Annotated in this window: 23 protein-coding genes; 7 read left to right on the top strand and 16 right to left on the bottom strand. The window is 71.1% G+C overall.

The annotated features are described in order from the left end of the window. Positions 1-2: 2 nt before the first annotated feature. Positions 3-449 (top strand): GNAT family N-acetyltransferase, encoded by a 447-nt coding sequence (locus JJQ90_RS10245; RefSeq protein ID WP_230410518.1) that lies wholly within the window; start codon positions 3-5, stop codon positions 447-449. Between the two features lie 113 nt (positions 450-562). Beyond that, positions 563-817 (top strand): hypothetical protein, encoded by a 255-nt coding sequence (locus JJQ90_RS10240; protein WP_216874935.1) that lies wholly within the window; start codon positions 563-565, stop codon positions 815-817. Between the two features lie 25 nt (positions 818-842). Here the strand turns inward: JJQ90_RS10240 and JJQ90_RS10235 are convergent, their stop codons facing one another. From JJQ90_RS10235 to JJQ90_RS27275, 3 genes are read right to left on the bottom strand one after another with little or no spacing between them, the layout of a single operon-like run. Further along, positions 843-1706, bottom strand: a complete 864-nt coding sequence (locus JJQ90_RS10235; protein ID WP_216874934.1) for a metal ABC transporter permease — start codon at positions 1704-1706, stop codon at positions 843-845. A 5-nt stretch (positions 1707-1711) separates the two neighbouring features. Continuing rightward, complete coding sequence (locus JJQ90_RS10230) at positions 1712-2449, bottom strand: metal ABC transporter ATP-binding protein (protein ID WP_216874933.1); 738 nt, start codon at positions 2447-2449, stop codon at positions 1712-1714. Beyond that, positions 2449-2583: a hypothetical protein gene (locus tag JJQ90_RS27275; protein WP_268958611.1), complete on the bottom strand. Its 135-nt coding sequence runs from the start codon at positions 2581-2583 to the stop codon at positions 2449-2451. The genes JJQ90_RS10230 and JJQ90_RS27275 overlap by 1 nt, the downstream gene beginning before the upstream one ends. Before the next feature lie 65 nt (positions 2584-2648). Here JJQ90_RS27275 and JJQ90_RS10225 point away from each other — a divergent pair, with 65 nt between their 5' ends. Then, the gene (locus JJQ90_RS10225; protein WP_216874932.1) at positions 2649-3950 is read left to right on the top strand and encodes a DUF445 domain-containing protein; all 1302 of its coding nucleotides are present in this window, start codon (positions 2649-2651) and stop codon (positions 3948-3950) included. A 223-nt stretch (positions 3951-4173) separates the two neighbouring features. Here JJQ90_RS10225 and JJQ90_RS10220 read toward each other — a convergent pair whose 3' ends face one another. Both JJQ90_RS10220 and JJQ90_RS10215 read right to left on the bottom strand, forming a co-directional pair. Further along, complete coding sequence (locus JJQ90_RS10220) at positions 4174-5292, bottom strand: class I SAM-dependent methyltransferase (protein ID WP_216874931.1); 1119 nt, start codon at positions 5290-5292, stop codon at positions 4174-4176. A gap of 74 nt (positions 5293-5366) precedes the next feature. Next, positions 5367-5837: a nucleoside deaminase gene (locus JJQ90_RS10215; RefSeq protein WP_216874930.1), complete on the bottom strand. Its 471-nt coding sequence runs from the start codon at positions 5835-5837 to the stop codon at positions 5367-5369. A gap of 56 nt (positions 5838-5893) precedes the next feature. Here JJQ90_RS10215 and JJQ90_RS10210 point away from each other — a divergent pair, with 56 nt between their 5' ends. Beyond that, positions 5894-6943, top strand: a complete 1050-nt coding sequence (locus JJQ90_RS10210) for an LLM class flavin-dependent oxidoreductase (RefSeq protein WP_216874928.1) — start codon at positions 5894-5896, stop codon at positions 6941-6943. Between the two features lie 327 nt (positions 6944-7270). Here the strand turns inward: JJQ90_RS10210 and JJQ90_RS10205 are convergent, their stop codons facing one another. Together JJQ90_RS10205 and JJQ90_RS10200 are read right to left on the bottom strand one after the other, a co-directional pair. Beyond that, on the bottom strand, positions 7271-7582 hold the full coding sequence (locus JJQ90_RS10205; RefSeq protein WP_230410517.1) for a hypothetical protein: 312 nt from the start codon (positions 7580-7582) through the stop codon (positions 7271-7273). A 26-nt stretch (positions 7583-7608) separates the two neighbouring features. Next, positions 7609-7875: a hypothetical protein gene (locus JJQ90_RS10200; protein WP_230410516.1), complete on the bottom strand. Its 267-nt coding sequence runs from the start codon at positions 7873-7875 to the stop codon at positions 7609-7611. Positions 7876-8086: 211 nt separating this feature from the next. Here JJQ90_RS10200 and JJQ90_RS10195 point away from each other — a divergent pair, with 211 nt between their 5' ends. Continuing rightward, a complete protein-coding gene (locus JJQ90_RS10195; protein ID WP_216874923.1) occupies positions 8087-9688 on the top strand; it encodes an ArnT family glycosyltransferase in 1602 nt (533 codons plus the stop codon). A gap of 7 nt (positions 9689-9695) precedes the next feature. On the opposite strand, the gene JJQ90_RS10190 is transcribed toward JJQ90_RS10195, so the two are convergent. The 8 genes from JJQ90_RS10190 to JJQ90_RS10155 form a co-directional block, all read right to left on the bottom strand. Then, entirely contained in the window at positions 9696-10145 is a 450-nt protein-coding gene (locus JJQ90_RS10190; RefSeq protein WP_216874921.1) for a hypothetical protein, read from the bottom strand. A 75-nt stretch (positions 10146-10220) separates the two neighbouring features. Then, the gene (locus JJQ90_RS10185; RefSeq protein WP_216874919.1) at positions 10221-11018 is read right to left on the bottom strand and encodes a YdcF family protein; all 798 of its coding nucleotides are present in this window, start codon (positions 11016-11018) and stop codon (positions 10221-10223) included. 3 nt (positions 11019-11021) lie between these two features. Then, positions 11022-11894, bottom strand: coding sequence for a glycosyltransferase family 2 protein (locus tag JJQ90_RS10180; RefSeq protein WP_216874917.1), 873 nt, complete (start codon positions 11892-11894; stop codon positions 11022-11024). Next, the gene (locus JJQ90_RS10175; protein WP_216874915.1) at positions 11894-12784 is read right to left on the bottom strand and encodes a glycosyltransferase family 2 protein; all 891 of its coding nucleotides are present in this window, start codon (positions 12782-12784) and stop codon (positions 11894-11896) included. The genes JJQ90_RS10180 and JJQ90_RS10175 overlap by 1 nt, the downstream gene beginning before the upstream one ends. Beyond that, complete coding sequence (locus tag JJQ90_RS10170; protein WP_216874913.1) at positions 12781-13902, bottom strand: glycosyltransferase; 1122 nt, start codon at positions 13900-13902, stop codon at positions 12781-12783. The genes JJQ90_RS10175 and JJQ90_RS10170 overlap by 4 nt, the downstream gene beginning before the upstream one ends. Next, positions 13899-14945, bottom strand: a complete 1047-nt coding sequence (locus JJQ90_RS10165; RefSeq protein ID WP_216874911.1) for a glycosyltransferase family 4 protein — start codon at positions 14943-14945, stop codon at positions 13899-13901. The genes JJQ90_RS10170 and JJQ90_RS10165 overlap by 4 nt, the downstream gene beginning before the upstream one ends. Continuing rightward, entirely contained in the window at positions 14942-16462 is a 1521-nt protein-coding gene (locus JJQ90_RS10160) for a flippase (RefSeq protein ID WP_216874909.1), read from the bottom strand. The genes JJQ90_RS10165 and JJQ90_RS10160 overlap by 4 nt, the downstream gene beginning before the upstream one ends. Before the next feature lie 115 nt (positions 16463-16577). Then, a complete protein-coding gene (locus tag JJQ90_RS10155) occupies positions 16578-17309 on the bottom strand; it encodes a sugar transferase (RefSeq protein WP_216874907.1) in 732 nt (243 codons plus the stop codon). Between the two features lie 273 nt (positions 17310-17582). Between JJQ90_RS10155 and JJQ90_RS10150 the strand changes: the two genes are divergently transcribed. After that, positions 17583-17750 carry a hypothetical protein gene (locus JJQ90_RS10150; protein ID WP_216874905.1) on the top strand — a complete coding sequence of 56 codons (168 nt, stop codon included), beginning with the start codon at positions 17583-17585 and terminating at the stop codon, positions 17748-17750. 146 nt (positions 17751-17896) lie between these two features. Further along, positions 17897-19411, top strand: a complete 1515-nt coding sequence (locus JJQ90_RS10145; protein WP_216874903.1) for a DUF6311 domain-containing protein — start codon at positions 17897-17899, stop codon at positions 19409-19411. Between the two features lie 6 nt (positions 19412-19417). On the opposite strand, the gene JJQ90_RS10140 is transcribed toward JJQ90_RS10145, so the two are convergent. Next, entirely contained in the window at positions 19418-21466 is a 2049-nt protein-coding gene (locus tag JJQ90_RS10140; protein WP_216874901.1) for a hybrid sensor histidine kinase/response regulator, read from the bottom strand. Between the last annotated feature and the right edge of the window lie 114 nt (positions 21467-21580).

Raw genomic sequence — 21580 nt, 5'->3', positions numbered from 1 at the left:
CGATGACCGTGATCCGAAGCGCGATGCCGGGGGACCTGCCCGGGCTGCTGGCGCTCTATCCCCACCTGAATCCGGGCGACCCGGCGCCGGACCCCGCGCGGGCGGAAGCCGCCTGGGGCGAGATGCTGGCCGCCTCCCCCCTCGTCACCGTCATCGTGGCGGAGCGGTATGGCGACATCGTCGCCTCCTGCATCCTGATCCGCGTCCCGAACCTCACGGTCGGCGCAAGGCCTTATGCGGTGATCGAGAATGTGGTGACCCACGCGGCGCATCGCTGCGAAGGTCTTGGCCAGGCGGTGCTGGCGGCCGCGCTGGAGGCCGCCTGGGCGGCGAATTGCTACAAGGTGAGCCTGGCCACCGGGTCCCATCAGGAATCGACGCTGCGCTTCTACGAAAAGGCGGGCTTCACGCGGAATGCCAAGACCTTCTTCGAGGTCCGGCGGATCTGAAGCGATGCGGCCCTGCGTGGTGGTGCCGCGGGTGCTGGGCCGGCTGCCCGCAAAGAAGACAAAGTCTTAACCATCACGTCGCATCCTGAGCCCGCTGTCTCAGGAGAAGCGACATGTCCGAAAAATCCCTATCCGCTCCGCGCCCATTGACGGAGGCGGAGGCCGCGACCGTGGCGGGCGGCGTCTGGTGGAAAGAGAACGCCAGGCAGCATGCTGTCGACCACTATTACCACCTGAATCCGGACGACGCGCATCCGCGCACCCACAATGATGCCACGGACCAGATGCAGCAGGTGCGGGATGAGATCCAGCGTCTGACCGGGAGCCAGGACCTGTCGGACACCCTGCGGTCCATGGGGGAGCTTTGATAAAGCGGCCTCAAGGCCGCCACGGCTACCCCGCCAGATGCGGCCGGCGCACCCAGCGCGCCACCAGCCCATCCACCGGCCCGGCGATGACCGAGACGGCCCAGAGCACCCCCGCCATCAGCACGATGGCCGGGCCGGAGGGCAGGTCCAGGTGGTAGCTGGCCAGCAGGCCGAAGGTCGCCGACAGCACCGCGATCGCGACCGCCGCATAGGCCATGCCTGACAATTCCCGCGCCCAATGGCGCGACGCCACGGCCGGCAGCATCATCAGCCCGACGGCCATCAACGTGCCCATGGCCTGGAAGGCGGCCAGCACATTCAGCACCACCAGCACCAGGAACAGCGCGTGCCACAGCCCGCCGCGCACACCCTCCGCCTGGGCAAATCCCGGGTCGAAGCATTCCAGCGCCAGCGGCCGCCAGGCGAGCGCCAGCACCGGCAGGGTCAGGGTGGCGACGCCGGCCATCATCAGCAGCGCCGGGTCATCCACGCCGAGCACCTGGCCGAACAGAAGATGCGTCAGGTCGGAGGTATCGCCGCGCAGCGACACCAGGGTGACGCCCAGCGCGAGGGCGATCAGGTACAGCGCCGTCAGCGCCGCATCCTCCCGCCCCCCCGTCGCACGGGACAGCGCTCCGGCACCGACGGCCACCAGCAGCCCCGCGATCAACCCGCCGATCGACATGGCCGGCACCGAAAGCCCCGCGATGAGGAAACCCGCGGCGATGCCAGGGGTGACGCCATGCGCCAGCACCTCCGCCGTCAGCGAGGTCCGCCGCAACATCAGGAACACGCCGAGCAAAGGCGCCGCCACGGCCAGCGCCAGGCAGCCCACCAGGGCGCGGCGCATGAAGCCGAATTCCAGGAACGGCCCGAACAGGAAGTCCATAGGTCCTAGGCCGCGCAGGCGGGGGCGGATTCGTCCCAGGCCTCGGCCATCATCCGGGCGCGCAGGCGGTTCTGGGCGGAGAGCACCTCGGCCGTCGGGCCGCAGGCAATCGCCTCCCGCGCCAGCAGCAGGCAGTCGGGGAATTCGCGCTCGACCAGGTCCAGGTCGTGCAGCACGGCCAGAACCGTGCGGCCCTCGCCATGCCAGCGGCGCAGCACGGCCAGAAGATCGGCGGCGGTGCGCGCATCGACGGCGTTGAAGGGCTCGTCCAGCAGGATCAGGTCGGCATCCTGCACCAGCAGGCGCGCGAAGAGCAGGCGCTGGAACTGGCCGGCGGACATGGCACCGACCGGGCGCCGCGCGAAGCCGCCGAGGCCCACCGCCTCCAGCGCATGCTGCGCCCGGTCCCGGTCCGCCGCGCTGGCGCCGCGAAAGGCGCCGAGGCGGGACCAGAGGCCCTGAAGCACCACATCGAGGCAGAGGATCGGAAAGGCGCGGTCCATGCCGGATTGCTGCGGCAGCAGCGCCACGCGCGGCTTATGGCCCGAAAGGGTGACGCGCCCCTCATCCACCCGGTGCAGCCCGGCAATGCTGCGCAGCAGGGTGGTCTTGCCGGCGCCATTCGGCCCGACGATGGCCGCCAGCGACCCGGCGGCGAAATGCGCGGAGACGTGATGCACCGCCGGATGCCGCTGATGCGTGGCGGTGAGGTTGGCCAGATCGACCGCCGGACCACGCGGCATCACGCCGACATCGCCCAGGCCACGGCCGCCCAAAGCGCCGCCAGCACGGCCCCGGCCAGCACCAGCCGCGCGCCCACGCCGCCGGACAGGGCGAGCGGGTCGGCAAGGGACAGGCGGAGGGGCTGGATTGACATGGTTACCTTATAACATCGGCAGGGGTCCTGGGCAAAGGCCACCGGGCGGACTACCTGCGCAGGCGATGCAGGACAGCCCCCCGCCCCCCGCTCCCCTCCCCACCCCCGATCCGGAGGCTCCGCTGCGCCTGGCGCTGCGCCGGCATCGCGCCGCCGCCACCGGGCTGCTCGCCGGCATGGGCGGGCTGCTGCTGGGCAGCTACGCCCTGCCGCCGGGCTATGGCACGGACCTGCTGCAGGCCGCCGCCAAGGCCGGGGTGGTCGGCGGCATCGCCGACTGGTTCGCCGTGACCGCGCTGTTCCGCCACCCGCTCGGCCTGCCGATCCCGCACACCGCCATCATCCCGATGCAGAAGGAAAGGCTGGGCGCGGGCCTCGGCCGCTTCGTGGCGAACCACGTCTTCACCGAAGCCGAGGTCGCCCGGGTTCTGTCCAAGGTGGACCTGGCGCGGGTGCTGGGGGATTTCTTCTCCGACCCCGCCGCGGTGCAGCCCGCCGCCGGCGCCCTGGCCAAGGCCCTGCCGCGCATCCTGGCCAGCCTGGAGGATGGCCGCGCCCGCCGCCTGCTCGCCCGCCTGCTGCCGCGCATCGCCGGCGGCCCGGGCGCCGCGCGCGTGCTGGCCCGGGCGCTGACCGCGCTGATCGAGGGCGGCCGGCACCAGGAGGTCTTCGACCTCGCCATCGGCCAGCTCAAGGCGATCCTGGCGGCGAAGGAGGACCAGCTCCAGGCCGCCATTTCCGCGCGGGTGCGGGCGGAAGGTGGCGCGCTGGTCGGCTGGATCGCCGGCGCCGGCATCGCGCGGCGCGTGCTCTCCGCCCTGAATGCCGAGCTGGACCGGGTGCAGCCCGGCGATTCCGACCTGCGCGCGGCCTTCGAGACCTGGATCCGCGCCGAGATCAAGCGCCTGGAAACCGACCCCGAGCGTGCCGCTGCCGTGGGCCGCGCGCTGCGGGAGGCGCTGTCCCACCCTGCCGTCGCCGCCTGGCTGTCCGACATCTGGGGCCGGCTGCGAGGGGCGCTGGAGGCGGACGCCACCAATCCGAACGGCCGCACGGTGCAGGCGCTGCAATCCGCGCTCGGCAATCTCGGCACCATGCTGGCCGAGGACCCGGCGGCGCGCGACCGCCTGAACAAGGGCGCCGAACGCGCCCTGATCGCCCTGCTGCCGCGCGCACGAAACCAGCTTTCGGAGTTCATCGCCGGGGTGGTGCGGAACTGGGACACGGCGACGGTGACGGAGAAGATCGAGCTGCGGGTCGGCAAGGACCTGCAATATGTGCGGATGAACGGGACGCTGGTGGGCTTCCTGGTGGGTGGGGCGCTGTATGCGGTGCTGACGGCGGTGTTCGGGCGCGTGGCGGGGTAGGTTCGCACTCCGCGACAAGTCTCATGAAATCGCGTTCAGTTTAGTTTTTTGGAATGTTTCGAAGCGCAAGCTTCCGTCGTTGCCCCAGGAGGAAACGACAGATGCCGAACCACCGCCCCGCCGCCCCCGCCCCGCAGTCCCTGCTCTCCCGCGACCCGCTGCTGGCCTTGCTGGACAGCATGTACCTGGCGGTCATGCGACGCCTGTCACGGGCGCACTGACATCAGGCGGGTTTGTCGCGAAGCAGGTAGGCGCCATAGGAAGCGCCGCCCGCCTCGCGGAACTCGTCCAGAGCCAGGAAATGCCGGGCCAGATAGGCGCGCCCCTCCGCCAATGTCGGCCAGTCGATATCGTCCACCACCAGGACGCCCGACTCGCTCAGCAGGGCAGACCAGCCGATGATGTCGCGCAGCGCCTGATCGGGCGCGTGCGATCCGTCGAGATGGATGAGATCGAAGCGCTGATCGGCCAAGGCGAGGCGGGCCTGGTCGGAGGAAATCTCCAACATGCGGATATGCCGCGTCAGGCCCAGCTTCAGGCCGGCGACGTGGAAGCGGGACTTGACCAGATTGTAGTCGAGATTGCGCCAGTAATCGTCATTGGCCCCGGTGGTCGGCTCGGCGACCGCGATATCGGGCGACCAGGGCTCGACGCCGAACGTTACCCCGTCCCAGGCCGAAATCACCGCCGCGATCGGCAATAGCGACTTGCCGCCATGCACCCCGATTTCCAGCGCCCGCGTGACGTGCCGGCTTTCCACGAGATGCGCGAGCCAGAGCGCCTTTTCCCGGGTGCACCAGCCATCGGCGGCCTGCCAGGCCATCAATGCCCGGTCCTGCGGCGATGCCCTTGAGAACCGGCCGAAATCCACCTCGACCTGCGGCATTCCGGCGCAGAATTCTCGCGCCTTCCGCTCCAGCGCAATGACGTTCTCCTCGAGGTCGCTGATGCGGGCCTCGCGTTCCAAGACAGTGTCCTCGCGGTATTTGAGCCTGATCTCGTAATCGCTCTGGATCTTCCGTGTCGTCGCCTGCTCGTTCTGGATGGCCATCTCGCGCAGATTGATCAGCTCCTCCAGCGCAATGACGTTCTCCTCGAGGTCGCTGATGCGCGCCTCGCGTTCCAGCACCGTGTCCTCGCGATATTTGAGCCTGATCTCGTAATCGCTCTGGATCTTGCGGCTCGACGCCTGCTCGTTCTGGATCGCCATCTCGCGCAGATAGATCAGCTCCTCCAGCGCCTTGATCCGCGACTCGCGCATCAGCAGCCAATCCCGTGCCTCGCGCGCGCTCGCACCCGTCATGTCGCGGTACATCCGCTTCACGCCTGCATAGACATTCATTTCAACTCGCCATCTTCAATCGGATCAACGGCAGGATACGGTATGGAAATGTTCGTGGAGCGTCCATCACCCCCTCAATACGCCACCCGATCCGCCTTCCCCGCCCATTCCTCAAACACCGTCAGCGCTTCCGCCCCCAGCAGCCGCTGCATCGGCAGGCTCCGCGCCGCGATCGGCTTGGGCACTTCCTGGTACAGAAACTCGTCGTCGAAGCCGATCGCCGCCGCCTGCTGGCGGTCATTCGCATAGACCACGCGGTCGCAGCGTGCCCAGTACAGCGCGGCCAGGCACATCGGGCAGGGCTCGCAGCTGGTGAACACCGTGGCGCCGCGCAGGTCGAAGCGGCCGAGCGTCGTGCAGGCGCGACGGATGGCGACGATCTCGGCATGGGCCGTCGGGTCGAGGGTCGAGGTCACCTGGTTCCAGCCCTCCGCCACCACCTGGCCCTCCAGCACCACCACCGCCCCGAAAGGCCCGCCCGCGCCGCCCGCCATGCCGCGGCGGGACAAAGCGATGGCGTGGCGCATGAAATCCTCATCGGTCATCGGCCACCTCGACGCGGCGGGACACAGGCCCCAGGTTACAGGCTGGAGGGTCCCCGATGCCGCTTGCGCTGTCCATTCTCGACCAATCGACCATCGCCTCCGGCCGCGGTGCCGATGACGCGATCCGGGAGACGCTGGCGCTCGCGAAGCTGGCGGACCAATGGGGCTATCGCCGCTACTGGCTGGCGGAGCATCACAACAGCGCCTCCCACGCCGGCACTGCGCCCGAAATCCTGGTGGCCGCCATCGCCGCCACCACCCAGCGCATCCGCATCGGCACCGCCGGCGTCATGCTGCCGCATTATGCCGCGCTGAAGGTGGCCGAGCAGTTCCGGGTGCTGGAGGCAATCGCGCCAGGCCGCATCGACCTCGGCGTCGGCCGCGCCCCGGGCTCGGACGGCCGCACCGCCTATGCGCTTAACCCGGATGCGGCCCAGGCCGGGGACCGATTCCCGCAGCAGGTGCAGGACCTGATGGGCTGGCTCGGCGACGGGCTGCCGGAAAGCCACCCCTTCCGCATGGTTGCCGCCAATCCGGCGATCCCGACGCGGCCGGAGGTCTGGATTCTCGGCAGTTCCGATTTCGGCGCCCAGCTCGCCGCCTATTTCGGCCTGCCCTATTGTTTTGCCCACTTCATCACCGATGGCCGCGGGAGCGAGGAAGCGATGGCCCTGTATCGCGAGGGTTTCCGGCCGCATCCCGGCGTGCCGGGCCGGCTGGCGAAGCCGCAGGGCGTGGTCGCCGTCTTCGCCCTGACCGCGGCGACGGAGGCCGAGGCGTTCCGGCATTTCCGGTCCCGCGCCATCTGGCGCCTGTCCCGCGACCGCGGAATCTACCCGCCTCTGCCAAGCCTGGAGGAGGCGGAGGCCTATCCGCTGACGCCGGAGGACTCCGCAAAGATCGAGCGAATGCGCGCCCGCGCTTTGGTCGGCGCCCCCGAACAGGTGGCGACGCGCCTGGCCGCGCTGGCGGAAGCGCATGGGGTGGAGGAAGTCGCCGTCCTCACCCCCTGCCACGACCCTAAAGCGCGGCAGGAGTCCTTTCGGTTACTGGCGGAGGCGGTGGCGGCCGGCGCCACACGCCACGGTGCGTATCAGCATGCCTAGGAAGGTCATCCTTGGCACCCGGCCCGATACTTCGAAGTGGCCTCCTGGCGTCCGCATGATGACCAATGACGAGACGAGTTGGCTGGGCCTGGACGACGATGGACGGCTCTACTGGGATGGGAAGCCTGTGGAGGTAGGCCGCCGAATTTCACTCTCCCGATGGCAGGCGGTAGGCGCCTCGGTAGTCGCAGCCGCAGCGATATTGGGGGGTTTGGGCGGCTTCATCCAGGGTGCCGTGGTGGGACACGAAACCGCCTGCAAACACGGATGGCTCCAGGCTGGGTGCAGCAGTCACACATCGATCCCGTAGTGGCTTCCACAGATAGCTCACCCCCGCGAAAAATCCGCGGGCCGCTGCCGGTGCACGCGGCGCGCCCGGCGCCGGGCGGCGACTTCGGCGATGGCGGGCAATCCCAGCAGCGGCGCCGTCAGCACCGCCAGCAACCCGAATCCCGCGCCCCAGCGCGGCCCGCCCAGCGCCAGGGCGGCGCCGGCCGCTGTCCAGGTGGCGCCATTGACCAGCAATCCGATGCCGAACAGCCAGCGCATCCGGCGCAGCCGCAGCGCGGCCTCGGCCGGGTCGCCCTCGGTCCAGGGGGTGCCGCGGGGGGAGACGTCGTAAAGCCGGTCCTCCGCCACCCGGAAGGGCGGCTCGGGTGGCGTGCTCAGCGGCGCATCACGACGAAGACGGGCCGGCCCTGCTGGCTCGCGCGCCGCAGCCGCCACCAGATGGAGCCGGCGCCGATCAGCCCGGCCACGAGCAGCACCGGCAGGATCAGCCCGACGAAGACCACGGCCAGCGAGGCGAGCACCAGCCCACCCGCGACCAGCGCGACCAGCAGCGCGACGCCGCCGACACGTGCCAGCACGCGGTCCAGAAGGCCGGGCTGCGGCGGGGTCGGCGGCTGCCGGAATTCCCCGTCGGGCGTCATGTCCAGGACGGGCGGAGGTCGATGCGGTTCCATGGCTGGTCATGTTGCCCGTCCCTGCCCCCGGTTCAAGGGTGCCCCCTGCCCCGATCCCGCCTTCACCCCGCCCGCACAAAGCCACGCGGCGCGCGCATCAGCGCCGATAGAGCGGTTGCATCCGCGCCCCAGCTTTGAGATGGGTAGCGCGTGAGCCATCACGGCCGCGTGAGAGACCATGCTGGACGGTCGCATCCTGCCCGACGCCCCCACCGCCACCCTCGCCCGCCCCGGCGGGAGGGATGCTCTGGCGCTGCTGCTCATCATCACCGCCACCGTGCTGCTGCGGCTGACCTCCTTCGTCCCGGCCGTGGTCGATACGGATGAGGGGCTCTACATGGTGCAGGCGCGGGAATGGCTGAACGGCGGCTGGCCGCTGGTCGCCGCCTGGGACATGCACCCGATCGGCGCGCCGGCCATGTTCGCCCTCGCCTTCCTGGCCTTCGGCGTGTCCGTGGAGGCGGTGCGGCTGCTCGGGCTGATCTGCGTGGCCGCCACGGCCTGCGCGCTGTTCGGCGCGGTGCGGGCGGCGGGGGCGCCGCGTGGCGTCGGCGTCAGCGCCGGCGTGATCTATGCGGCGCATACGCTGCTGCTCAGCGGGCTCTGCACCAATACGGAACTTCTGATCGCGCCCTTCATGGCCAGCGCCATGGCCATCGCCATCCATGGCGCGGCCCAGGCGCTGGGGCCGGAGCGCCGGGCGCCGGGCTGGCCCGCCCTGATCGCGATGGGGCTGCTGGTCGGCTGGGCGCTGGTGGTGAAGCAGGTGGCGGTGCCGGCGGGCTGCCTCGCCTTCGCCGTGCTGCTCGGCCCGGCGCTGTGGCGCGGCGCCCTGCCCTGGCGGCGTGCCCTGGCCATGGCGGGCGCCTATGCCGCGCTCTGCGCCACGCCCTTCCTGGTCTTCGCGCTGATCTACTGGGCGCAGGGCTGGCTGGCGGACTACCTGGACGGCTCGATCCTCGCCCCCTTCCGCTATTCCATGGAGCGGATCGCGAGCGGTGAGGCCTGGCGGCGCATCGCCGCGGCGGCGGTGCAGCTCAGCCTGATCTTCGCGGCGGCGCTGGTGGCGCTGGCGCTGTGGCGGCCGCGCGGGCCGGCGGCGCTGCTGACGGCGGTGGCCTTCGCCTGGTTCGGCATCGCCAGCATCGCCATTGCCGGGCCGGGCTTCTTCTTCGCGCATTACTTTCTGCTGTGGCTGCCCTCGCTCTCCCTGCTCGCGGCGGTCGGCATATGGCGCGTCGCGGGGCTGCTGGCGCGCCCGGATGTGGTGCGGCCGATGATGGCCGTGCTGCTGCTGGCGCTGGCGGCGCAGGGCTGGGTGCCGGAGATGCATGAACGGCTGGAACGCGGCCCCGGCCTGCTGCACCGCGACCCGGTGCGGGAGGTGGCGGCAGCGATGGCGGCGGCGGGCGGGCCGGGGGCGGATGCCTTCATCGCCAACTACCACACCAGCGCCTATGTCCTGTCCGGCCTGCGCATCGCCACGCGCTTCCCCTTCCCACCGCATCTGACCGGCGAATTCGAGGATCTGTCGGATACGAACACCGAGGCCGAGCTGGACCGCGTCCTGGCCGCCCGCCCCCGCGTCATCGTCGTGGACCGCGCCTGGATGCAGAACATGCGCCCGGCCGCGGCGGCGCAGGTGATGGCGGCGGTGGCCCGCGATTATGAACTGGCGGCGACAGTGGCGGAGCGCCGCGGGCCGGTGGAGATCTATCGGGTGAAGGCCGCCATGCCGGTGCCCGCAGCAACTCCGGACGGCTCGACAAGCCCTGGTTGAGGCCGCCTCATGCGAGGCCGGATGACGACGCCACCGCCTGAACGATCAGCCGCCCGATCGGCCTGCCCAGGAGAATGGAGGCAGACACGGCGCCGGCCAGCAACAGGGCGCCCAGACACATCAACAACCCAATCACCGCGGCACTCCGGCTGCCGACGACCATCTGCCAAAGTCCCTGAAGGCAGATGGCCGTAGCGGCGATCAGCGCCAGGAAGGCGAAAGCCCAGCCGGCGATCAGCAGCGCCCCCGCTGGCTCCGCACCCGCCTCGCGCTGGACGAGCGCCAAGCCCGGGGACAACCATTGCTGCGGAAAAGGATCCTGCAGCAGGGCGGCCATCCCCAAGGCCGCCGAGCCGGCCAGCAGCAAGCCGAGCGACATCAGCAACATGCCGCTGCCACGGATCTGGTGTTTGGTCAGATGGTGGTCGATGGCGAAACGTCGGAAGCGGATCTGCATGGCGTCGTCACCTCGCCAGCACCATCTACCTGAGCAGAAAAGTATACAATAGCATCATGGGAAGTTGATCTGCGGTCACGGCCCCGGAAACCAGGCCCCTGTCCGCCCCGTCAGCCAATAGACCGTCAGCCCCACCCATTCCCGCAGCGCCCATTCCGCCTGGTTCAGCCGGGTCGGAAAGGGATTGTCCCACCACAGCGCCGGATCGTCGCCCGTGGTGTAGTTCACCGGCCAGGGTACCACCCGCCACCCCGCCGCGCGGAACACCCCGACCGAGCGCGGCATATGGCTGGCGGAGGTCACCAGCAGCCAGGTCTCGCCTGGCTGGGGGTTCAGCAGGCGGTGGGTGAAGACCGCGTTCTCATGCGTGTTGCGGCTTTCATTCTCCAGCAGCAGCCGGTTCGCCGGCAGGCCGAGCTGAGTGAACAGCAGCCGCGCGGTCTCCGCCTCGGTGGGGCCTGACTGGTCGAGGGCGGCGGTGCCGCCGGTGAAGACCAGCCGCGCCTCGGGATAGCGCAGCGCCAGCGCCATGCCCTCCGTCATGCGTTCCGCCGCGCCATTCAGCGCCGGGATGCCGCGGGCCGCGGTCATGCGCTGTTCCACCGCGCCGCCCAGCACGATGATGCCGGTGACGAAGGGCGGCGCCGTCGCGGGCCGGGGGAAGCGATTTTCCAATGGCAGGGTCAGCAGTGCCGCGACCGGCAGGCAGAACACCGCCGCATACCAGCCGAGGCCGAGCGTCAGCGGCCAGCGCCCGAAGCGCCGCCCGCGCCAGACCAGCACCAGCCCGAGCACCGCCAGGGCCAGCGCCAGCGTGTTCGGCCGCAGCAGCCCCCAGACCAGCTTGGAGACAAGGAAGAAGGCGCCGTCCATCTACTACAGCTCCAGGATGCGCGCGGGATGCGCCCGGCCGCGCAGCAGGTCGAACAGCGCGATCAGATTGCCGCGCAGCCGCCCGAAGCGATCCACATGCGGCTCCGGCGCCAGGGACCGCAGCGCGTTCATCGCGGTGTGGCGCGCGGCGGAGGGGATGGCGTGGCTCCAGGGGAAGGTGCCCTTGCGCGCCAGATAGACCGGGTTCGCCACCTGGCTGTAGCCAAGCCGCAGGCCGGAGACGCGCCCGGACTTGCTGCCGAGATGCACGCCCCGCGCCCCTTCCAGCCGCAGGATGGTGCCGTGCCGGCCGAGCGCCCGGGTCACGTCGATATCCTCGTACCAGCCATAGAGCGGCAGGGCCTCATCCACCCTGATGCCATGCGCGCGCAGGGGGGCGAGGCGAAAGGCCATGTTGCAGCCATAGCCATTGAAATGCGGCGCCACCGCCATGCCGTCGGCGGGCGGCACATCGGCCGCCAGCACGGCGCGGCCTTCCGCCACGCCCAGCCCAGGCCCCTTCGCCCCGTCCGCGATAACCGTGCCGGTGGTGACGACGCAATCGGGATGCGTGACGAGCACCGCCTCCGTCACCGCCAGGTAGTCCGGCGCCGGCAAAAAATCATCGTCGAGGAACAGCACCGCATCGCAATCGCCGAGCCGGTCCAGGATGGCGTTGCGCTGGCGCGGCAGGCCGGCCGGGCTGGCCAGGAATTCCACCTGGGGAAAGCGCGCCGGCAGCCCGGCGACGTCATCCTCCGTCACATGGCAGACCAGCACCCGGTCCGGCGCGCGGGACTGCCGGGCCAACTCGCAAAGCACCTCGCCCAGGATGGCGGCGCGGCCGCGCGTGGCGATGCCGATGGCCAGCCGCATCACTTCGAATCCGGCTTGCGGCCCTGGATCGCCGGGCGGATGCGCCCGGCCGTCGCATCGCCGCGCAGAAAGCCGCGCAGCCTTCCGAGGAAGGTCATGCCGTAATAGGCCGCATCGCGCGGCCGCAGTTTCACCAGGCTCAGCGCCAGCCCGCCCAGCGGGCGGATCGCGAAGGGCATCCAGACGACGGCCGGCACCGAATGACGCCGCAGCGCGAAGCCGAGCCCGGCGCCGTAGAGCCAGGCCCGCGCCACCGCCACTTCCGACAGCCGCTTGTCCGGGTGGATGATGCGCAGGCTGGGGTCGTAGATCGCCTTGTGCCCCACGGTGACCGCGCGCAGGACCAGGTCATTGCCCTCCGCCGAGCCGAGCTGCGTGCCCGGCCCCATCTCATCGTCGAAGCCGCCGAGGCGCAGCGCCAGGTTGCGGCGGAGCCAGAGGTTGAACTCGATGATGCTGGTCCAGGCATTCTCGGGCGTGATCGGCCCGCCCTCCTGCCGCCAGCGGCCCGAACCGAGGCCGCCCTCCGGGCTTTCCGCCGGGCCGGTCAGGATGGTCAGCGCCGGATCGGCGTCGAAGGCCGCCGCCACGCGGTCCAGCAGATGGGGCGGGTAGAGGCAGTCATCATCCGGGAAGCTCACCAGCTCCCCGGCCGCCAGGCGCAGGCCAAGGTTGCGCGCATGGTTGGCGCGGGCGACGGAGGAGCGCAGATGCGTCACTGGCAGCCGGTCGGCATAGGGCGCCAGCAGCGGGGCGAGGCGGCCATCCTCGTTCTGGTCGACCACGATCACCTCGACATCGTCGCGCCCCTGGGCGGTGACGCTGTCGAGGAATTCCACCAGCTCCGTCGTCCGGCCGCGCGTCGCGACCACCAGGCTGAACTGGATCATGATGTGGCGATGCCCCGCGCCGCGCAGGCCTCCGCGACAAGCAACCGCATGCGGTCGCGGAAGACGGCGCGGGAGAAGCGCTCGGCATTGGCGCGGCAGGCCTCGGGCGCGATGGCGAGGGTCTCGAAGCGGTTCACGGCGGCGATCAGGCTGGAAGCCTCCTGGCGAGGGAACAACAGGCCGGTGATGTCCGGCTGGACGATATCGGTGGCGCCGCCGCGGCCATAGGCGATCAGCGGCGTGCCGCAGGCCTGCGCCTCGACCATGCCGATGCCGAAATCCTCCTCCGCCGCGAAGACGAAGGCGCGGGCATCGGCCAGCAGGGCGACGAGATCCGGCTGGCTGACCCGTCCCTTGATCTCGATGTTGTTCGAGTCGCCCGCCGCTTCGCGCACCCGACCCATCTCCGGCCCGTCGCCGGCGATGATGAGGCGCCGGTCGGGCATCTGGCGAAAGGCCTCGGCGATCAGATCGATGCGCTTATAGGGCACCATGCGGGAGGCGACGACATAGGCATCGCCCTTCAGTGGCTGGAAGGGAAAGCCCTCCAGATCCACCGGCGGGTGCACCACCACACTCTCCCGCCGCCAGGACTTGCGGATGCGTTCCGCGATCCAGGCGCTGTTGGCGGCGATGACATCCGGCCGGGCGCCGGAGGCGAAATCCCAGGCCCGCATGCGGCCCAGCAGCCAGCGCGTCAGCGCGCCCTTCATGCCCGATTCCATCCGCGCCTGGCGCAGATACTGGTGCTGAAGGTCCCAGGCATAGCGCATCGGGCTGTGCACATAGCTCACATGCAGTGTCCCCGGCCCGGTCAGCACCCCCTTGGCGACGGCGTGGGAGGAGGACAGGACCAGATCGTAGCCGGAAAGATCGAACTGTTCCACCGCCAGCGGCATCAGGCCGAGATAATGGCGGAACCAGCGCCGCGCCCGCGGCAGGCGCTGGATGAAGGAGGTGGTGGGCACCCGCCCGCCCAGGAAATGGCGCTCGGAGTCCGGCAGGAAGTCGCAGACCGCATAGAGGTCGGCCTCCGGATAGATCGCAAGGAGCTGTTCCAGCACCCGCTCGGACCCGGCATAGCTGTCCAGCCATTCATGGATGATCGCGATCCTCATCGATGCTCCATCAGGGCCAGCAGCCGGTCGGCGGCGGCCGGCCAGGAATAGATGGCGGCGCGGGCACGCCCGGCCATGCGCAGCTTCTCGGCCAGGAAGGGCTCGTCCAGCAGGCGGGTGAGGGCGGCGGCGGGCGTGCGCGCGCCCTCGGCGTCGAACCACAAGGCGGCGTCGCCACAGACTTCCGGCACGGCGCCGGCCTGCGCCGCCAGCACCGGGCAGCCGCACCACATGGCCTCCAGCGGCGGCAGGCCGAAACCCTCATAGCGGGAGGGGAAGATCAGGCAGAGCGCGTTCTCATACAGCGCACGAAGCTCGCCATCGCTGACCCGGCCCAAAGCGAGGGCGGCATCGACATCGCCGGCATCGCGGAAGACGCTGGCATCGGCGGCGCCCGCGACCGCCAGCTTCAACCCGCGCGCGGCCAGCAGCGCCACCGCCTCCCGCAGCGCATCCAGGTTCTTGTGGGCGGCGCGGGTGCCGACGACCAGCACGAAGCGGCCGCGCTCCAGCCCGTGCTTCGTCAACACCCCCGGCTCCGCCGCATCCCGAAGCGCATGCTCCCCCCCTTCCGCCACCACGCCGATACGCGCGACGGGCAGGCCCAGATGCAGGGAAAGGCGCGCGCGGGAAAATTCCGAGACGGTGACGATGCGCGCACCCCGCCGTGGCAGGGTCCAGTGCAAGGCGCGATACCAGGCGCGGAAGGCGAAGGAATAGCTTTCGGGCGTGTCGAAGACGCCGGCATCGTGGATCACCAGGGTCTGCGCCGCGCCCAGGCGCAGCGGCGCGGTATTGCCCAGGTTCAGCAGGTGCTGGCCGGCGACGGCACCGGGCAGGTCGAACTGTTCCCAGGCCTGGCCGCTGCGCCGCCCGACGCGCTCCACCGGCAGGCCGGCAAAGGTCGCGGGCGCATCGCGCGGCGCGAGCAGGCGGAGCGGCGTGCCGGACTGGGCAAGCGCGGTCACGATTTCTCGTGAAAAGCGCTGCACGCCGCTCAGCTTCTGGGTCAGGAAACGGGCGTTGATGGCGAGTGGGGTCATGCGGGTTCCCCGCGCAGCACGGCGCGGATGCGCCAGGGGCGGCGGAGCAGGCCACGCGCATCGCGGCGCTCCGCCTCGGTCAGGGCCAACAGGCCGGCGGCGGCGAAGGCGGCCAGGACCAGCAGGGCCAGCGGGATGGGCAGCAGGCCCGGCAGCAGGATGGCGAGGCCCAGCCCGCCGGCAAATAGCGGCCAGGCAAGCTGGCGCGCCGCGACGCCGGCCGCCGGATACAGCCGCCCGACCAGGAACAGCCGCCCGAAGACATCGGTGGCGCAGCGCAGCGCCCAGGCGGCGGCCGCGCCCTCGATGCCGATCCAGACCAGCAGCAGCGCCGAGAGCGGCAGGAAGACCAGCGCCTGCAGCAACTGCCACTTGGCATTGGCATCCGGCCGCCCGATCGCATCCAGCAGCGCACCGGGGGCGAAGGCGGCACAGGAGAAGAAGACGCCGACCGAGAGGATCTGCAGCACCCGCCCGCCGCCCGTGGCGAAATCCTCGCCGAGCCAGAGGCCCAGGATCTCCGGCCCCCAGATCACCAGCACCAGGCAGGCCGGCAGCACCGCCGCCATCACCAGCAGGGCGCCGCGCCGCAGCAGCCCGGCCGTGGCCTCGGCATGCGAGAGATAGGCGCTGGCCATGGCCGGAAGCAGCGCCTGGGACACCGCGACGGGCAGGATCCACATGCGCATCACCAGGTCGAGCGGCGTGGCGTAATAGGCGACGGCGGCCAGGGTCAGCAGCGCGCCCACCAGGAAGCGGTCCGCATAGAGCAGGGCCTGGGTCAGCACGCCCGATGCGCTCATCCAGCCGCCCATGCGCAGCAGCGGCGCCACCAGGTCCCAGCGCGGCCAGGCCGGGTGCAGGCCGGGCAGGTCCCGCCGCGCCAGCCAGGCATAGGAGAGGGTATTGGCCAGTCGGCAGGCGAGCAGCGCCAGGATCACGCCGACCAGGCTCTGCCAGACCATCAGCACCAGCACCGGACCCAGGTAGTAGAAGATCGCCACCGGGATCGCCGCCAGATTGGCTTCCTTGAACCGCTGATGCGCCGCCAGCGTGCCCCAGAGCGCCGCATTCACCACGACCAGCGGCGCGGCGGCGCATAGCCAGTGGAAGGCGGTGATCGCCTCCGCCTGAAGCTCGGGCGGGGTGTTCAGCACACCGGTGACCAGGGCGGGCACGAAGGCGAAGGCGGCGGCGGCGATAACGGCGCTCAGCAGGAACAGCGCGCCGATCGCGGCCCCCGCCAGCTCCGCCGCGCCCTCAACCTCTCCGGCGCCGATGCGGGCGGACAGCGCCCGGGTCAGCGCCGCGCCGACGCCGAGGTCGAACACGCCGAAGACGCCGACCAGAGCCAGGGCGAGGGTGAAAAGCCCCCAGCGGTCGATGCCCATCTGCGCCACCAGTACCGGCGTCAGCGCCAGGGCCAGCAAAAGCGGAAGGCCACGCCCGGCGGCGTTCCAAAGGGTACCGGAGAGAAGTCGCCCGCCGGAGGCGCGTTGTTCGGCCGAATGGGCCATGACCTGCGCCGTTCCTGCCTGGTCGGTGGCGATGGCCGCCGATCCCTGGTGTCTCATGCCGCGCGGTATGCCCCGCGCGGCATCCTATGGGAAGGCACGCGGTGCTGGCGCGGCCTCAGTAGGCGCCGCGACGGGCCAGCACCGCCTTCGGGGTGCGCAGCAGGATGCTGATATCGCCCAGCAGCGAGTGGTGGCGGGCATAGGCCACGTCCAGCGCCACGCGCTGGGCGTAGGAGGTGTCGTTGCGGCCGCCGACCTGCCAGGGGCCGGTGATGCCAGGACGAACCGCCATGTAGTGCTGCGCGGCCGGGCCGTAATAGACCGCGAGCTCGGCGGCCTGCACCGGGCGCGGGCCGACCAGGCTCATCTCGCCCTTCAGCACATTGATGATCTGCGGCAGCTCGTCCAGCGAGGTCGCGCGCAGGAAGCGGCCGATGGCGGTGATGCGGGGGTCCGCCTTCAGCTTGCGGGTCGCCTCCCATTCAGCCCGGGCCTGCGGGTCGCGGTCGAGCAGCTCGGCAAGGCGACGGTCCGCATCCGCCACCATGGAGCGGAACTTGAGGCAGCCGAACAGACGCCCGCCACGGCCCACACGCTCATGCGCATAGAAGGCCGCGCCACCGTCCATCCGCACCAGCGCCGCGATCACCAGGAAGGCGGGCAAGCAGAACAGCAGCAGGGCGCCGGCGCCGACAATGTCGAGCGCCCGCTTCGCGGCCGCCTGAAAGCCGGCGGGGGTGACGACGGCGGGGCCATGCGGCTCCGCCCCCGCCGGGGCGTAGGTGAAGACGGAGCGCCGGGTTTCCGGTTCGCGAAGCAGGGTATGGACGACTTCCAGGCCGGGCATGGAGGGTCCTCGTTGAACGGCGGGGGGGCCGCAGCTTGTGTTGCGGGTCTGAACCCTGGCTGAGCCGGCTGGCCTTCTGGCCACCCGTTTCAGGTCAGGACCCGTTCCCTTGATGAGCTAGATACGCAGGGGGACGGGCGGGTTTGCGACGCGCTTGCGGCGGGATTGTGGCGGCGCCAAAAACTTCAGGAAATCCCTCGGCTTGCCTTTCAAAATATCATGATTGTGCCGCTTTTGCCTGCCGCCACTGCCCCTTTTGCGCCAGAATTCGGCATGAACAACGCCCTTCACCGCCGCCCGCCCCCCGCAATCCGGTCGCCGCGCCTGCCGTCGCAACGCCGCCTGGCGGACCGGCCGGCGCGTGGCAGCGCGGTGCGGGGGATTGGCGTGGCCTTGCTGCTATCGGCCCTTTTCTGGGTGGGGCTCGCCTGGGTGGTGTGATTTCCAGCGCCTTGCCGCTGCGGTAGAGGATTCGGGCGCAGCCGAGGAACGCCTCCATCCTGACCGATCGCCAGGCCGCCCTGGCCTCCTATCTCGCAGCGCTCGCGCTCGGGCTGGGCCTCGCCCTCTGGGTGTTTCCGCTGGATGTGCTATTCCCCGGCGCCGGGCTGGGCTGGCGGCCGGCGGGCGATGCCGCCCAGCATGTGGTGGCCCAGCGCTACCTGATCGCCGATGCCTGGCGCTGGCCGCCGACCATGGCGCTGAACCTGAACACCCAGGAAGGCGGCATGAACACCGCCTTCGCCGATTCCATCCCGCTGCTGGCGCTGATCCTGAAGGCCCTGCGCGGCTGGCTGCCGGAGGGGTTCCACGGCGTCGGCCTGTTCTACGGACTGGCCTGGCTGGCGCAGCCGCTGACCGCGGTCTGGGCGCTGCGCGGCGCGGGGGAGAAGCGGCTGCTGCCCGCGTTGGGCATCGCGCTCGCCGCCGCCTCCATGCCCGCCTGGATCGGCCGCTTTGGCCATGCCGCCCTCTGCGGCCATTTTCTGCTGCTGCTCGGCCTTGGCTTCTACCTGCGCCTGGTGACCCGACCCGGGGTCGCGCTCTGGATCGCGGCGGGGCTGCTGCAAGTGGCGGCGCTGCTGGTGCACCCCTATCTGGCGGCGATGACCCTGGCGCTGCTCGGCGCGGTGCCGGCGACACGGCTGCTGCGCGGAGAGGCCTTCATCGGACCGGCTCTGGCGGTCGCGGCCAGCTTCGCGGCCGTGCTCGGCGTGATGGCGGGCTTCGGCTATCTCGGCGCGGCCGGCGATGGCGGCTACGGGCAATTCGCCATGAACCTGCTCTCGCCGCTATGGCCGGCGGGGTCGCTGCTGTCCGGCTGGCCCTGGTCGCCGCAGTTGGACGCCACCGGCCATGGCGGGTGGGAAGGGTATAACTGGCTCGGCGCCGGGCTGCTGGCGGCGCTGGCCCTCGGGCTGGTGCTGCGGCCGGGCCTCGCCTGGCGCGGGCTGCGCCGGCAGGCCGGGCTGGCCGTGGTGCTGCTGGCGCTGACGGCGCTGGCGCTGTCCTTCCAGGTCGGCTTCGGCGACCGGATCGTGCTGGATCTCGGCCCGCCACCGGCGGCGCTGGAGCAGTTCCGCGCCTCCGGCCGCTTCTTCTGGCCGGCGGCCTATGCCCTGCTGCTGGCGGGCATGGTTCTGCTGGCGCGGGCCGGCCGCGCCGGGCCGGCGCTGTGCCTCGCCGCCGGGCTGCTGCAATTCGCCGATGCCACGCCGCTCCGCGCCGCCATCGCCGGCTGGGCGCAGTCCCGCCCCGCCTGGTCCTTCGACGCCCCTGCCCTGCGGCAGGAACTGGCGGGCGCGCAAGCGCTCACCCTGCTGCCGAGCTGGCGCTGCGTCCCGGTGGCGGATCACGAGAGTTTCGCCCTGCTGCTGGAAACGCTCGCCTTGGCGGCGGAGCATCCGGTGCCGGCCAGCACCATGTATGTCGCCCGCTGGCGCAGCCCGCCCGCCTGCCGCGACGCGGCGCTGGCGGCGGCAGACTTCGCCCCCGGCGAGGTCCGGCTGATCCTGCCCGCCGCGCAGCCGGAACTGGCACCGCTGGTGCCCGGGGGCGCGACCCGCTGCCGCCCGCTCGGCCCCTTCCTCGCCTGCCGCTGACGTCCCCTATGCCCCCTCGACTTGCTCCACCGGGCGTTCGCGCAGGGTCTCGATCAGGTCGAGCAGGCCACGCATCGTGAAAGGCCTGCGCAGCACCGCATCGAAGCCGGCCGCGCGCCCATCCGCCTCCCGCTGCTCCGCCGGATCGACCGTCATGGCGATCAGCTTCAGCCGCGCCTCCACCCCGGGCAGGTCGCGCACCGTCCGGGCAATGCCAAGCCCGCCCAGACCCGGCATGTGCAGATCCAGCAGCGCCATGTCGAACCGCCCGCCCCGCAGCGCGGCGAGCACGGCGTGCCGGTCATTGGCCAGCGTGACCACATGGCCGGCACGTTCCAGGACCGTGCTCAGCAGCATCCGGCTCGCCTGCACATCCTCCGCCACCAGCAGGCGCAGCGCGAAGCCGCCTTGCATCAGGGCCGGCGACGCGCCGGGGCGGAAGGGCACCCAGAAGACGAAGCGGTTGCCGCCGCCGGCCAGGGCCTCCGCACCGATCGCCCCACCCATCGCCTCCACCAACCGCCGGCAGATGGCCAGGCCGAAACCGCGCCAGTCGCCGGGTGCCGCCTCACGGAAGCGGTCGAACAGCCGCGGCAGTTCTGCCTCCGGTATGGCGGGACCGGCATCGGAGACGGCCACCTCCACCCGCTCCGGCCGCGGCGTCAGCCGGGCGGAGAGCACCACCTCCCCCGCCGGGGTGGCGCGGATCGCGTTGTCCAGCAGCTTGGTCACCATCTGCCGCAGCCGCAGCGGATCGCCGCGGATCCAATGCGGCAGCCCCGGGTTGATCGCGAGCCGCAGTCGAAGACCCTTCTCCTCCGCGAAGCGTCGCAGCAGCGCGGCGCAATCCTCCAGCAGCGGCGCGATTTCGATATCGGTGTCATCGAAGCTGAGGCTGCCATCCTCCAGGCGGGCGAAATCCAGCACATCGCCCACCAGCGCCAGCAGCGCCTGCCCGGCCTCCCGCTGCTGCCGCACCCAATGCGCCGCCTGGGGCGGCAGGTCGGCGCCGGCCAACTGGTCCGTGTAGCTCAGCAGGCCGGACAGCGGTGCGCAAAGCTCCTGGCTCACCATCGCCATCGAGGTGGTGCGATTGCGTTCCGCGGCGGCGTCGCGGGCCAGGGCCTCGTGGTGCAGGCGCCGCCGCAGGGCATCGTGGCCACCCTCGCGCAGGCTCGTCTGGGCCGCGATGGCGATGCCGGCGAGAAGCGCGGCGGCGCCGGCGGCCAGCACCAGCCAGAACACGGCGACCTCCGCCACACCGCGCGGCGCCGCTGCGACAACCAGCGTCCATCGCGAATCGCCGATCGCCAGACCCATCGCCAGCAGGCCGTCCGCCTCGACGATGCCGCGGCGCTGTTCGAAGACCTGGCGCATGGCTTCCGGCTCCGCCCTGCCACTGGCGGCGCGTGCGATCAGCCGGCCGTCGCCATCGAGCAACAGGGCGGACCAGCCGGCCGGCAGGCCGGCGCGGTCCAGCAACTGCGCGAAGGTCGTGGCTTCCTGGGTCGCCACCAGGGCGAAGCGCACCGCGCCATCGACCCGCACCGGCACGCGGAAGGAGATCCGCCCCTCCACCAGCCCGCCCGGGGCGGCGTAGCCGGTGCGCAGCACGCTGCCCACCGCGGCCAGGTCCTGGATGGGCGGCAGCGGCGCGCCTTCCGGATAGCGCAGGTTGAGCAATTGCCGCTCGCCATCGGTCAGGGCGATGGTGAACCAGTAGGGCTCGCGCGCCAGAAGACGCTGGGCTTCCTGGCGGAAGCCGGCCAGGTCGCCGGTCTTCAGATGCTGCGAACCCGCCAGGGCATCCAGCGCCCGCAGCGCGGCGCGCAGTTCCGAATCAAGGCCGGCCGCCAGCACATTGGCGGTGCGCAGCACATCCTCGCGCCGATCCGCCTGGCGCTCCGCCCCCAGGCCGATCAGCAGCACCAGGACATAGAGCGCGAGCGGCAGCAGGGCGAGGAAGGGCGCCAGCCGCGCCAGCAGCCACCAGCCTCGCCGCCCCGAATCCTGCCCCGGCCCCTGCCGCGCTTCAGCCTTCTCGTCCGGGGGCATCCTGGGGGACAGCACGGATGCGCAAAAGCCTCGCGAAATCTGGGTCTGACGATGCGGACGATATCCCGGCGGGCCGGGCGAGACGGCATCGGCCCGGCCGGCACGGTTTATCGC

The organism is Falsiroseomonas oleicola (assembly GCF_019029495.1).
Classification (GTDB): Bacteria; Pseudomonadota; Alphaproteobacteria; order Acetobacterales; family Acetobacteraceae; genus Falsiroseomonas; species Falsiroseomonas oleicola.
Note: the sequence above shows the minus strand (reverse complement) of the source record. Positions and strands in the feature narration are given on the sequence as shown.

Coding starts and splice junctions, on each gene's coding strand:
- JJQ90_RS10245 (WP_230410518.1), top strand. CDS start 3: ATGACCGTGATCCGAAGCGCGATGCCGGGGGACCTGCCCGGGCTGCTG.
- JJQ90_RS10240 (WP_216874935.1), top strand. CDS start 563: ATGTCCGAAAAATCCCTATCCGCTCCGCGCCCATTGACGGAGGCGGAG.
- JJQ90_RS10235 (WP_216874934.1), bottom strand. CDS start 1,706: ATGGACTTCCTGTTCGGGCCGTTCCTGGAATTCGGCTTCATGCGCCGC.
- JJQ90_RS10230 (WP_216874933.1), bottom strand. CDS start 2,449: ATGCCGCGTGGTCCGGCGGTCGATCTGGCCAACCTCACCGCCACGCAT.
- JJQ90_RS27275 (WP_268958611.1), bottom strand. CDS start 2,583: ATGTCAATCCAGCCCCTCCGCCTGTCCCTTGCCGACCCGCTCGCCCTG.
- JJQ90_RS10225 (WP_216874932.1), top strand. CDS start 2,649: ATGCAGGACAGCCCCCCGCCCCCCGCTCCCCTCCCCACCCCCGATCCG.
- JJQ90_RS10220 (WP_216874931.1), bottom strand. CDS start 5,292: ATGAATGTCTATGCAGGCGTGAAGCGGATGTACCGCGACATGACGGGT.
- JJQ90_RS10215 (WP_216874930.1), bottom strand. CDS start 5,837: ATGACCGATGAGGATTTCATGCGCCACGCCATCGCTTTGTCCCGCCGC.
- JJQ90_RS10210 (WP_216874928.1), top strand. CDS start 5,894: ATGCCGCTTGCGCTGTCCATTCTCGACCAATCGACCATCGCCTCCGGC.
- JJQ90_RS10200 (WP_230410516.1), bottom strand. CDS start 7,875: ATGACGCCCGACGGGGAATTCCGGCAGCCGCCGACCCCGCCGCAGCCC.
- JJQ90_RS10195 (WP_216874923.1), top strand. CDS start 8,087: ATGCTGGACGGTCGCATCCTGCCCGACGCCCCCACCGCCACCCTCGCC.
- JJQ90_RS10190 (WP_216874921.1), bottom strand. CDS start 10,145: ATGCAGATCCGCTTCCGACGTTTCGCCATCGACCACCATCTGACCAAA.
- JJQ90_RS10185 (WP_216874919.1), bottom strand. CDS start 11,018: ATGGACGGCGCCTTCTTCCTTGTCTCCAAGCTGGTCTGGGGGCTGCTG.
- JJQ90_RS10180 (WP_216874917.1), bottom strand. CDS start 11,894: ATGCGGCTGGCCATCGGCATCGCCACGCGCGGCCGCGCCGCCATCCTG.
- JJQ90_RS10175 (WP_216874915.1), bottom strand. CDS start 12,784: ATGATCCAGTTCAGCCTGGTGGTCGCGACGCGCGGCCGGACGACGGAG.
- JJQ90_RS10170 (WP_216874913.1), bottom strand. CDS start 13,902: ATGAGGATCGCGATCATCCATGAATGGCTGGACAGCTATGCCGGGTCC.
- JJQ90_RS10165 (WP_216874911.1), bottom strand. CDS start 14,945: ATGACCCCACTCGCCATCAACGCCCGTTTCCTGACCCAGAAGCTGAGC.
- JJQ90_RS10160 (WP_216874909.1), bottom strand. CDS start 16,462: ATGGCCCATTCGGCCGAACAACGCGCCTCCGGCGGGCGACTTCTCTCC.
- JJQ90_RS10155 (WP_216874907.1), bottom strand. CDS start 17,309: ATGCCCGGCCTGGAAGTCGTCCATACCCTGCTTCGCGAACCGGAAACC.
- JJQ90_RS10150 (WP_216874905.1), top strand. CDS start 17,583: ATGAACAACGCCCTTCACCGCCGCCCGCCCCCCGCAATCCGGTCGCCG.
- JJQ90_RS10140 (WP_216874901.1), bottom strand. CDS start 21,466: ATGCCCCCGGACGAGAAGGCTGAAGCGCGGCAGGGGCCGGGGCAGGAT.